This window comes from Lentibacillus kapialis (genome assembly GCF_014646635.1).
GTDB classification, from domain to species: domain Bacteria; phylum Bacillota; class Bacilli; order Bacillales; family Amphibacillaceae; genus Lentibacillus; species Lentibacillus kapialis.
The window spans coordinates 1-12,433 of sequence record NZ_BMNQ01000033.1; the positions used below are offsets into that span (position 1 = coordinate 1).

A 12,433-nucleotide genomic window follows, 5' to 3' on the forward strand; every position below is an offset into this window, starting at 1 on the left:
CTTGCCAAAAAATCTATTCAGGGGTTGATGGCCCTTTCGTCAAAACAAACGTTCCGACGAATGGCCGCTTACCTCTGACATCTTTGTCATACTGGTTGTTTCGTTCAGTTTTCAAGGAGCAAATTTATCGCCATCTCTTCCGACGGCATAAATATTATATCACTATCGATAATGGGTGTCAATAGTCTTTTTTTATCCTAATGACTATTGATTTTTGTTGGCTGTTTTCAACAGCAAAAACTATATTACTAGTCCCAATGGCAAAAGTCAACAATAAATCAAAATAAAATCAAATTTAATAATGCTAAATCATTCCGGCTTCAACCACTGAAAGTCATCCAGTTTGTCATACGGATTCCATATCGGAAATACTAAACCATGTTCGTCAAGAAACAATGCATTCATACCGTCTGCCTGATCCGTATACAAAACGTCACCCTTATCCAAAACCATTCATTTAGTGCGGTGTTATTACATATGTTTTGCTCTTCAATCATTCCTCACGCTGCTTGCTCATTCACACGAAGATCCATTATCTCTGTATCTTTAACAGTCTGTTTATTTCATTAATTCAAATCATCATACGTATTGAATGAATAGTATCCAAACGCCCGAGACAAAATAAACCAACCATTGATTTGAGGTGAGTGTAATATGCGCAATATAATGGTGGTTGGCCTATTTACATTATTGTTACCGGCTGTCATCGCTGCAAAAGGAAGCAGTGAGCCGGACGCACAACGACTTGAAGAATATAGTCAAAAGGTAACAGGAGACTCCACAGAAGAACTGATTGAGTTGAAAGGAAAGCGTCTGGCACAGGATTCTGATTACTACGCTAAAATTTGGGCAACCATTTCAAGGGATGAAAGAAAGGAATGGAAAATCCCTTATGAAGGCGGCTATGATCCAGGGATTCATTTTTACGATCTCAACCATGACGGCGTGAATGATATATTTTATCAAAGTACGAACGGCGGAAGCAATGGCTCTAACCATTATCATTTACACACGTTGAAAAATGATCGATTAAATGAAATAGCACTTCCAAAACAAAAGTCCATTAAAGCCGATTTCAAAAATAATTTTAAAGTTGAAATACAAATTGACTATGAGCAGGAGCCAAGTATAGTGGATGTCAAAGATCGGTCTTCTGAATATGTGGAATTAGGCATTTATAATGAAAATGGCAAGCTCACTGAAAGCACCTCACCTGTAATAGCCCCGATTGGGTCTTTTAAACCTGTTAAAATCAGTGACGATAAAGGGTACGGATTGAGAAGCCGCCAACACATAAGTGGTGCATATCAGGCAGATCGATTAGGAACCGTCAAAACATTATGGTATTACGAAGAAGATAAATGGGTTATTCTAAAAACAAAGTGGATTCCATCAAAATAAGCAAGAGGATCTCTGCCATTTAATTCGGTGAGATCCTCTTGCTTAACATTCAATTTGCTACGATATTCACTAACTTTTCGGGTACTACAATTACTTTGCGGACTGTTTTTCCCTTAATTAATTCCTGAATACGTTCATTATCCAGTGCCCGTTTTTCAAGTTCTTCTTTCGAAATATCTTTGTCCACGTGTATTTTAGCACGCACTTTACCCATAATCTGCACAGCAATTTCCACTTCATCTTCAACAAGTTTAGATTCCTCGTACTCCGGCCATTTTTCATGAGTGATCGTTCCCGGATGACCGAGTAAATCCCACATTTCTTCCGATAAATGCGGGGCGACCGGGGAAAGCATTTTGACAAACCCTTCAATGTACGCCTTAGGAATCTTATCTGCCTTATAGCATTCATTAATAAACACCATTAATTGAGAGATACCCGTATTAAAGTGCAGATGTTCAAAATCATTTGTCACTTTTTTCACTGTCTCATGATAAACTTTTTCAAGCGTCGTTGCGTCATTAATGTCCACAATTACATCGGAAATTTCCTTATCCTCATTGACAATCAGACGCCATACACGGTCCAAAAAGCGGCGTGAGCCATCGAGTCCATTCGTTGACCAGGCAACAGCTGCATCCAGCGGTCCCATAAACATTTCATACAAACGCAGTGTATCAGCGCCATGTGATGACATAATATCATCAGGGTTAACAACATTCCCTTTCGATTTGCTCATTTTTTCGTTGCCCTCTCCGAGAATCATGCCCTGGTTAAAAAGCTTCATAAAAGGTTCCTTCGTTGGCACAACACCTATATCATACAAGAATTTATGCCAGAAACGGGCATACAATAAATGGAGCACCGCATGTTCAGCACCGCCGATATAAATATCAACCGGAAGCCACTCTTTAAGTGCTTCGGGATCAGCTAGTCGAACAGGATTATTTGGGTCAATGAACCGCAGGAAATACCAGCAGCTGCCAGCCCACTGCGGCATTGTGTTCGTTTCGCGCCGTCCTTTCATGCCAGTTTCCGAATCAGTTACATGCACCCAGTCACTGTTGGCAAGCGGCGACTCTCCAGTTCCGGCGGGTTTGACCTCATCCAATTCCGGCAGTTCAAGTGGCAATTCTTTTTCAGACAATGCACTCATTGAGCCATCCTCCCAATGAATAATAGGAATAGGTTCGCCCCAATAACGCTGTCTGGAGAAAAGCCAGTCACGAAGACGATACGTAATCTTGCCCGCACCTTTTCCGCTCGTCTCAAGCCATTCAATCATTTCGGCTATAGCTTCCTCCGTTTTCATGCCATTCAAAAAACCGGAATTAACATGTTCGCCGTCATCAATGTAAGCTTCCTTGGAAAGATCTCCTCCGGAAACAACTTCTTTAATCGGCAATTCGAATTTATGTGCGAATTCATAGTCACGTTCATCATGGCCGGGAACCGCCATAATAGCCCCGCTTCCATAGCTCATCAGCACGTAATCGGCAATCCAGATCGGCATTTTCTCCTGGTTTGCCGGGTTAATAGCGTACGCACCAGTAAACGCACCTGTTTTTTCTTTTGCCAAATCTGTGCGTTCCAAATCAGATTTTGTTTCGATCGCTTTCCAGTAAGCATTAACTTTTTCCCGCTGTTCGGATGTTACGATTTTTTCAACGAGCGGATGTTCTGGTGCAAACACAGCATATGTTGCACCGAACAACGTGTCTGGACGTGTTGTGAAAGCTGTGAATTGTTCATCATGTCCATCTATCTCAAACGTAATTTCGGCGCCTTCAGAACGACCAATCCAATTGCGCTGCATTTCCTTAATGCTTTCCGGCCAATCAAGTTCCTCCAAGTCTTCCAAAAGACGATCAGCATACGCTGTAATCTTCAAAATCCATTGATTCATCGGTTTACGGATAACCGGATGACCACCGCGCTCACTTTTGCCGTCGATTACTTCTTCATTTGCCAGGACGGTCCCCAAAGCCGGACACCAGTTAACCGGTACTTCATCCATATAGGCGAGCCCTTTTTCGTAAAGTTTCGTAAAAATCCATTGTGTCCACTTATAATAGTTTGGATCAGTCGTATTAATTTCGCGGTCCCAGTCGTAGGAAAAACCCAGCTCCTTAATTTGTCGTTTAAATGTCGCGATGTTGTGCTCGGTAAATTCTGCCGGACTGTTGCCGGTATCGATCGCATATTGTTCCGCCGGTAAGCCAAATGCATCCCAGCCCATTGGGTGCAGTACTTCATATCCCTGCATCCGCTTCATACGGGAATAAATATCTGTTGCCGCATAACCTTCAGGATGCCCGACATGCAGACCGGCACCTGATGGATAAGGAAACATATCAAGTGCGTAAACTTTTTCTTTTTTCGAAAAGGTGTTTGTTTTAAACGTTTTATGTTCGGCCCAATAATTCTGCCATTTCTTTTCAATTTCCCGGTGGTCAAAACTCATGAAAATTTCCTCCTATTCATTTGTAAATCAAAGGCAATTGTTCTGAAGCGAGAACATGCCCTAGCAGGTTGGAATTGATTGGTTAACAGATTTATACAGTAATAAATGATAGCTTTTCCCCGAGATTAAAAAACTCCTCATCCCAAAACAAGGGACGAGAAGCTTATCTCCCGCGGTACCACCCAAATTAACGCTCTAATAGCGTTCACTTGTTTCCTTAACGCGGATTTGACGGCAATGACTACTGATGTTCACCCTTGCAACTTAAAGGTGAGTTCATAAACTTTCAGGGACAGTTTTCACCAACCACCGCCTCGCTTAACCTGGGGAAGTTTATTACTATTCCTTTTCATAGTCGTTCATTTATTATAATGTGCAGTGTAACCAATGTAAGTCGCCTTGTCAAGATATGTCAGTTTTCATCCTTTCCAACGCTTTGGCTTTCGTGCTAAACTATTATGAAAGCAACTGCTGGATAAGGAGCACTGACAATCATGATAAAAAGTATCATACATTACGCTCATCATTTAATGAAAGAGGCCGTCAACCAAGGTGATACAGTCATCGACGCAACATGTGGAAACGGACACGATACGCTTTTCCTCAGCCGGCTTGTCGGTGAAAACGGACATGTATTCGGATTTGACATTCAGGAACAGGCAATCGCCAATACCAGGTACCGCCTTGATCAGAACAACAGAAAAAATACAACAATTGTAAAGGACAGCCATAGTAATTTCATACATCATATACCGGTTGATAAATTAACCAGGCTGGGGGGAGCTATTTTCAATCTTGGCTATCTCCCAGGCAGCAACAAAACCGTCATAACCAAGAGCGAGACAACAATTTTGGCTATTGAGGGCATCCTTTCACACTTGAAACAAAATGGCATTATAGTCCTTGTAGTGTATTATGGGCATGACGGTGGAGTCCAGGAGCGGGAGCAGCTGATGCGTTATGTACAGCTCTTGGATCAGAAACTATACCACGTGTTGTACTATGGATTTATCAACCAGAAAAATGATCCGCCATTCATACTGGCTATCCAAAAAAAGGATTGACCACTTAATACCCGGGTTCAGTCCCGGGTTTTGGTCATTCGGTGATAAAGCTTTGTATTCCAATGAAAAAAGCGAGACTTGTATCCGCTTATTCGCAATAATTCATCCGTTACTTTCCGTCCGTTTTCAAGCTTTTTTACTTTAGGGTCTCCTAAGTAAAGCCCGACAAGGCCATGATGCACCATCTCATGGAAATGACGATCCGGCAATTGCTGGACATGGGAATCTGCCTGTTCAATGAAATAAATAAACCGTTCTCTCATCATTCCCCGGCTACTGTAAAAATGACAGAAATTCAAATCCCCTTCACGTCTATCCTCTTCCTGATCAATATAATAATCCAGCAGTATATGTAACCCCTGCATAAATGGAAAATAGCTTTCAGTAATGTTATCAGCTAAAGTAGTCGTTATTTTTCCACCCAATGCATACGATACAAGGCAAAATATCCCAAGCGTCGAACCTGCAGCTGCAGAATATTCATACCAATACAGCGGTGAATCCTCGGTATTGGCCTCATACCAGCCAACGAGTCTCGGTACCCGCTCTTCAAATTTCACATGTTTATGTACCTGCAAATCCTGATACAACTTTTCCAGCCCCTGCAAATGATTCAGAATCATATCAAGTGAATCCAACTGCCGTAATGTTTTTTGACATGTCCGGACCAGATCGGCTAAATATTCACCATCCCTTTGTTCTGTGCGCAATGCGTAATAATGTTGAAGCGGATTTCTCCGGCTGAGCGCATCAGACATTGCTTCATGAAGCAACCGAAAGTCATTCGGATCATGTGATGTACTCCGGTCACACAGGTTATCTAAATAATCACTGATTGTCTGGTAGGCAACAATGAAACGAATTGCCTCCCGCCACCTGTATCCTGCTAATAAAGCGTATACCGCTCCGCCCAGACAATGGAAACGCTTTGTATTAATGCTTGCCAATGCCTGATGCCGCAATTCGTCATCAGGTATTTCATCGGCTCGTTTCTGCCAAAAGTCCAGTTCCGCGTTCACCGCGGGAAATACTTTTCGGTAAACTGAAATCATTAGTGTAAGTGGCGTTCTGGGTATGCTATAGACCAACACCCATTCCTCCGATCGTTCGATTCGAGTAAGAAAGTTTTGCTATACTGTCTATATCACCATATTTGAAAGGGGGATTCAAATGATTCAGCCATATAAAAACAAACAACCTGCCATTCATCACTCAGTATTTATCGCGAGTGATGCCAATATCATTGGTGATGTGACTATCGGCGAACAATCAAGCATATGGTTCAAAACTGTCATCCGAGGAGATGTCGCGCCGACAACAATTGGAAAAGGCGTCAATATTCAGGATTTATCCCTAGTACATCAGAGCCCGGACTTGCCGGTAACCGTAGAAGATTATGTCACCATTGGCCATCAGGTGACACTCCATGCATGCTCCATTCGTGAACATGCCCTAATCGGCATGGGATCCATTATCCTTGATGGCGCTGAAATCGGTGAGCATGCGTTCATCGGAGCCGGAAGCCTTGTACCGCCTGGCAAAAAAATACCGCCGCGCTCTCTCGCTCTTGGAAGACCCGCTAAAGTTATTAGGGAATTAATCGACGAAGACTATCAGGAAATGGAGCGCATCTATAAAACGTATATGGAAAAGGGGCAAAATTATAAAAAACGTCAATAACTAGAGTAAAGGGAATATAAAAAGCCTTCCAATAAGCTGAACTCCCTTTTATCACAAAGCAGGTGATAGAACACCTATCACCTGCTTAATATTACAAGATTACCGACATCCTTATATAACTGAAGCAACCGCCAAATCAGGCTGACTTAATTCATTTGTATCAAATTTTTGTTCAACAAATATCTGATGCCACAGCATAAACATAAGAACCGTCCATATCTTACGGCTGTAGTCACCTTTGCCCTGACAGTGATCTTCAAGTAAATCAAACACATACGATTTATACAGCAGATAATCGGTTTCGCTCTCCTGAATGAGCTGTTTTGCCCATCCATACAGTTCATTCTTGAGCCAATGACGGATCGGCACAGGGAACCCAAGCTTTTTCCGATCCAGCACATGGTCAGGAATAATACCGCGGGAAGCTTCTCGCAGCAGACTTTTTGTTGTGCCATTAGCAATCTTCATATCAACAGGAATGCCACTGGCTACCTTGAACACTTCCTTATCCAAAAATGGTACGCGAAGTTCGAGCGAATTGGCCATTGTCATTCTATCAGCTTTTAATAAAATATCGCCCCGCATCCACGTGTTGATATCCACATACTGCATCTGGCTAACAAGCGGATAGTCACTGACATAGTCAAACAATCCCTGCGTTATTTGCTGATAACGCAGATCCTGTTTCCAGTCCTTCATAAGACCTTCTTTTTCGAGGTCCTCAAATATTTTGGCGTTACCGATATAACGTTCACGTAATGGTGTAGTCCCGCGTTGGAGAAAGCTTTTACCGCGAACACCTTCAGGAATAGTTTCAGCCACTCTTGCCAGAAGATTTTTCGCAGGAGCCGGTAGCGGTTGAAACATTTTCAGGGATTCCGGCTCGCGATAAATGTTATATCCTCCGAACAGCTCATCGGAACCTTCGCCGGAAAGTGTAACAGTTACATGTTTGCGCGCCTCTCGCGACACGAAATATAACGGTATGCACGCCGGATCTGCCAGCGGATCATCCAAATGCCACATGATTTTCGGAAGTTTTTCCACAAATTCCTGAGGTGAAATGATATAGGATATATTTTCAACACCGAGCTTATTGGCAGTTTCTTTGGCAACATCAACTTCGGAATAGCCTTCTCGTTCAAACCCGACCGAAAATGTTTTGATATTCGGATTATATTCTTTGGCCATTGCTACTATAATTGTTGAATCAATACCACCGGATAAAAACGAACCGACCGGAACATCACTGCGCATATGCACTTTAACCGAATCATACATAGCATCCTGAATACGGCTGAGCCAATTCTGTTTTTCCATCAAGACCGGCGCGAATGTCGCATGCCAGTAACGATGGAAAGAAATGGGGCGATCCCGCTTTTTCACAAAATAATGCCCGGCTTCGACCTTCTTGATCCCTTCGGTCATTGTCAATGGCTCCGGAACATATTGAAAGCTCAAGTAATGCTGCAACGCTTCTGAATCAACTTCTTCACTTTCCATCATTGCTGTCATACTCTTTTTCTCTGAAGCAAACATTATTGTATCGTCTGTTTCCCGGTAAAATAGCGGTTTAATGCCAAATGGGTCGCGTGCCCCGTACAATGTTTTCGATTGCTTGTCCCACACCAGAACAGAGAACATGCCACGTAAATATTGAAATGCCTGTTCCCTATGTTTAGTGAATAATGCAGCAATCACTTCCGTATCTGATTCCGTGGTAAAACTGAAACCCTGTTCTATTAAATCATTGCGAAGTTCAATATAATTATAGATTTCGCCATTAAAGACAAGCCAAATTTTCTCATCATCATAACTTAACGGCTGTGCTCCGCTGTCTATGTCAATGATGCTCAGCCGCCTGAAACCGAGTGAAACGTCATCATCATGATAATACCCTTCATCATCAGGTCCTCTATGAAGCATCGTGTTATTTTGTTTTTTAAACACATTTTGCTGTTGATCATTTGGTGCTGCGGGGTTATTCCTGAGCACACCGATAAAACCGCACATACTTTTTCCTCTCTTTCTCTTGGTACATCTTTCGTACGATAAAATTATATCATATATTGAAACGGAATTTAGTTGGCCAGTATTGTTTTTTTAAATTTATCGCTTCAGAGTTTAAGACAATCTATAGCGATTATGGTCCGAACTGCAGCGATTCTAGCGCAATATTAACGCACGTATCAGAAAATATAGCTCATCCTCTAATGTTGCAGCTACACAATCAAGAAAGTATAAAAGTATTAAAAAAATGCGGTCTTACCGCATTTTTTGACTACACATCAGTCTTCAATTTGCGCGAATGCTTGCAGCTCTTCCAGTTTGTCTGTTTTCTCCCACGGAAATAGCGTATCTGTCCTCCCGAAATGACCGTATGCAGCGGTATTCTTGTATATGGGCTTTTTCAAATCAAGCATCCGGATGATGCCGGCCGGACGGAGGTCAAATACCTTTCTTATAGCTTTGACCAACCCCTCTTCGCTGACGGTGCCTGTGCCGAATGTATCAATGGATATGGATACCGGCTCCGCTACACCAATCGCATAAGCAAGCTGGACTTCGCACGTTTCGGCCAATTCAGCACCTACAATATTTTTGGCAACATAGCGTGCTGCATACGCAGCCGAGCGGTCGACTTTTGTATAATCTTTTCCGCTGAATGCACCACCACCGTGTCGGGCAAAACCACCATATGTGTCAACAATGATTTTTCTTCCGGTCAACCCGGCATCACCTTGTGGACCGCCGATAACAAACCTGCCTGTCGGATTCATGATATAGTTTGTGGTTTCATCCAGGAGGTTTGCCGGCACGATCGGGCGGATAACATGCTCAATCAAGTCTTTCTCTATTTGTTCCGCCGTTATTTCCTGGTGATGCTGGGCTGAGATAACGATAGTATCAACACGTATCGGAATATTGTGTTCATCATATTCAATTGTTACTTGGGTTTTTCCGTCGGGACGCAAATAATTCAGTATCCCTTCTTTCCGTACATCTGCAAGTCGCTTTGACAATTTATGTGCAAGCGAAATCGGCAGCGGCATCAGTTCTTCTGTTTCGTTACAGGCAAATCCGAACATCAAGCCCTGATCACCCGCACCAATCGATGAAATGTCTTTATCGCTCATTTTTCCCTGACGTGCCTCCAACGCTGTATCAACCCCGCCGGCAATGTCAGGTGACTGTTCATCGATTGCCGTTAGTACGGCACACGTTTCGGCATCAAACCCGTATTTTGCCCGGGTATAACCAATATCATTAATGGTTTGTCTAACAATCGCCGGAATATCCACATATGTCGTTGTTGTGATTTCACCCGCTACAAGTACCATCCCTGTTGTAACAGTTGTTTCGCACGCAACACGTGCATTGGGGTCTTTTGTTAAAATTTCATCCAGTATCGCATCTGAAATCTGATCACAAATTTTATCAGGATGTCCTTCCGTTACCGATTCAGATGTGAACAAACGACGTTTTACAGCCATATGGCCATATCCTCCCTTGAAGCTATGGTACGGAACTCTTTTTCAGTATATGGTGACAGTCATTTAGCTTCATTTTCATGATGGTGGCTGCGCAAGGCTGAGCCATGTTGGTTTCTTATCCTCTAAAATAAAAAAGCCTTCCCTGCTTCATGAGGAAAGGAGCCTGAGACCTTTCACTCTTATTGCTCAAGGATTGAACCTTGCACCAGATTAGCACCTTTTCACATTGTGTGATGGTTGCCGGGCTTCATAGGGTCTGTCCCTCCACCAACTCTGAATAAGAGAGTATCCGTTCGCAAATAATGGTATCGAAAAGCCTATCCAATGTCAAATGCTTTAACAGCAAAGAGAACATTTACGTAAAAATTTCATATAATTAATTACAAAAATAGTATGGACTAATTCAATTAATGTGTTATACTAATATAAAATTAAGTCATTCGGTCGAGTTTTGATCGAATTTACTAAAAGGCAGGTATCAAAAATGAAAACAGAAGAAGATGCACTTGTAACAAAAGAATTGCTAACTCATTCAAATATACATTCGAATCTTGCAGTGCCACAGCTGGTAGAAAAAATCCTTGAAAAGGAAGAAGCAATCTTGAGTGCAACCGGTGCAGTCTGCGCTTCTACAGGTATGTACACCGGCCGATCGCCAAAGGATAAATTCATAGTTCGGGATGATGTTTGTGAAGATTTTATTGACTGGGGAGACGTCAACCGCCCTATCGATGAAGAATCCTTCGATATGCTTTTGAGAAAGGTTACAGCTTATTTACATGATAAAGAAGAATTATTTCATTTCAAAGGTTTTGCCGGAGCCGATCCGAACCATCGCCTTCCGATCGAGGTAATCAATGAATATGCATGGCATAATTTATTTGCCCGGCAGCTTTTTATCACACCCTCCGATGAAGAACTGAATACGCATCAATCCGAGTTTACCGTTATATATGCTCCAACATATAAAGCAGACCCGGCGGTTGATGGAACGAATTCCGAAACATTTATCCTCATTTCATTTAAGAAGCGGATTATTCTGATTGGCGGAACTGAGTATGCTGGTGAAATCAAAAAATCGATTTTTTCCGTTATGAACTTTATTTTGCCGCAAAATGATATTCTATCAATGCACTGTTCAGCTAATGTCGGTCAGGAAGGGGACGTTGCTTTATTTTTCGGGCTTTCCGGAACAGGCAAAACAACCCTTTCCGCTGACCCTTATCGGCGCTTGATCGGTGATGATGAACATGGATGGAGTTCAAACGGTATCTTTAATATAGAAGGCGGATGCTATGCTAAATGTATTAATCTGTCGCCGAAAAAAGAGCCACAAATATACAATGCAATCCGTTTTGGCTCTGTGCTCGAAAACGTCGTCCTTGATGGATCTTCCCGTGAACCGGACTATGATGACACATCGCTGACAGAAAATACACGCGCAGCCTATCCACTTGGAAATATCGATAATATTATATCGCCAAGTGTTGCCGGTCACCCGAACACGATTATTTTCCTGACAGCTGATGCTTCCGGTACACTGCCGCCTATCAGCAGACTGACCAAAGAACAAGCAATGTATCACTTCTTAAGTGGTTATACGAGCAAACTTGCCGGGACAGAACGTGGTGTAACACAGCCACAAGCAACTTTCTCCGCTTGCTTCGGCTCACCGTTTCTGCCATTGGCACCGGCAACATATGCTGAAATGCTCGGTCAAAAAATTGATCAATACAATTCCAGTGTCTTCCTGGTCAATACAGGATGGACCGGGGGGGCGTACGGCTTCGGTCAACGCATAAAGCTTTCTTACACCCGGGCCATGGTACACGCTGCTTTGGAAGGTGAATTGAATAGTATCGAAACCGTTACGGATAAAATTTTTGGGCTTGAAGCTCCGATGCATGTCCCGGGTGTTCCTGATGAGGTACTTGTGCCTCGGAATACCTGGAGTGATAAAGAAGCGTATGATGCTGAGGCAAAAGCATTGGCAATGAAATTTCATGATAACTTCAGCAAATTCAATAAGGCAAGTGAAGAAATCCGAAACGCAGGCCCAATTTATAAGGGCTGACTAAAAAACTTTTTACCAAACAGTTTCCTCATCCCAAAAGGATTTGACATATGAAGGAAAATATCGGCAGTTGCATACTGTCAGCCGGTTTCATTATTGAGACCGGTTTTTTATGGCTGCTTTTCTTTAATGTCACCTTTCTCACAAGATCGCCCACTCTGATTTTTCAATCACTTATATAGGCAATCACACATTTTTAACAGGTGCATAAACTATGTTGACATAACACCATTATGACGTGAAAGGGACGAATATC

8 protein-coding genes, 1 riboswitch and 1 other annotated feature are annotated in these 12,433 nt (G+C 42.5%); of the genes, 4 read left to right on the forward strand and 4 right to left on the reverse strand.

Annotation, left to right across the window (positions count from 1 at the left end; genetic code table 11):
- Positions 1-654: 654 nt before the first annotated feature.
- Positions 655-1,401 carry a YybI family spore inner coat protein gene (locus tag IEW67_RS11310; RefSeq protein ID WP_188633185.1) on the forward strand — a complete coding sequence of 249 codons (747 nt, stop codon included), beginning with the start codon at positions 655-657 and terminating at the stop codon, positions 1,399-1,401.
- A gap of 49 nt (positions 1,402-1,450) precedes the next feature.
- On the opposite strand, the gene leuS is transcribed toward IEW67_RS11310, so the two are convergent.
- Positions 1,451-3,865, reverse strand: coding sequence for a leucine--tRNA ligase (gene leuS, locus IEW67_RS11315; protein WP_188633186.1), 2,415 nt, complete (start codon positions 3,863-3,865; stop codon positions 1,451-1,453).
- Between the two features lie 147 nt (positions 3,866-4,012).
- Positions 4,013-4,227 (reverse strand) — a binding site (T-box leader).
- A 132-nt stretch (positions 4,228-4,359) separates the two neighbouring features.
- Here leuS and mnmM point away from each other — a divergent pair.
- Positions 4,360-4,929 carry a tRNA 5-(aminomethyl)-2-thiouridylate-methyltransferase MnmM gene (gene mnmM / locus IEW67_RS11320; RefSeq protein WP_188633187.1) on the forward strand — a complete coding sequence of 190 codons (570 nt, stop codon included), beginning with the start codon at positions 4,360-4,362 and terminating at the stop codon, positions 4,927-4,929.
- A gap of 17 nt (positions 4,930-4,946) precedes the next feature.
- Here the strand turns inward: mnmM and IEW67_RS11325 are convergent, their stop codons facing one another.
- Positions 4,947-6,017, reverse strand: coding sequence for a tetraprenyl-beta-curcumene synthase family protein (locus tag IEW67_RS11325; RefSeq protein WP_308430730.1), 1,071 nt, complete (start codon positions 6,015-6,017; stop codon positions 4,947-4,949).
- A gap of 82 nt (positions 6,018-6,099) precedes the next feature.
- Between IEW67_RS11325 and IEW67_RS11330 the strand changes: the two genes are divergently transcribed.
- Complete coding sequence (locus IEW67_RS11330; RefSeq protein ID WP_188633188.1) at positions 6,100-6,609, forward strand: gamma carbonic anhydrase; 510 nt, start codon at positions 6,100-6,102, stop codon at positions 6,607-6,609.
- A gap of 111 nt (positions 6,610-6,720) precedes the next feature.
- Here the strand turns inward: IEW67_RS11330 and asnB are convergent, their stop codons facing one another.
- Together asnB and metK are read right to left on the reverse strand one after the other, a co-directional pair.
- Positions 6,721-8,622 (reverse strand): asparagine synthase (glutamine-hydrolyzing), encoded by a 1,902-nt coding sequence (gene asnB, locus IEW67_RS11335; RefSeq protein WP_188633189.1) that lies wholly within the window; start codon positions 8,620-8,622, stop codon positions 6,721-6,723.
- 275 nt (positions 8,623-8,897) lie between these two features.
- On the reverse strand, positions 8,898-10,103 hold the full coding sequence (gene metK / locus IEW67_RS11340; RefSeq protein WP_188633190.1) for a methionine adenosyltransferase: 1,206 nt from the start codon (positions 10,101-10,103) through the stop codon (positions 8,898-8,900).
- Positions 10,104-10,279: 176 nt separating this feature from the next.
- Positions 10,280-10,387, reverse strand: a riboswitch (SAM riboswitch).
- A gap of 200 nt (positions 10,388-10,587) precedes the next feature.
- On the opposite strand from metK, the gene pckA reads away from it, so the two are divergent.
- Positions 10,588-12,177 carry a phosphoenolpyruvate carboxykinase (ATP) gene (gene pckA / locus IEW67_RS11345; RefSeq protein ID WP_188633191.1) on the forward strand — a complete coding sequence of 530 codons (1,590 nt, stop codon included), beginning with the start codon at positions 10,588-10,590 and terminating at the stop codon, positions 12,175-12,177.
- Positions 12,178-12,433: the final 256 nt, after the last annotated feature.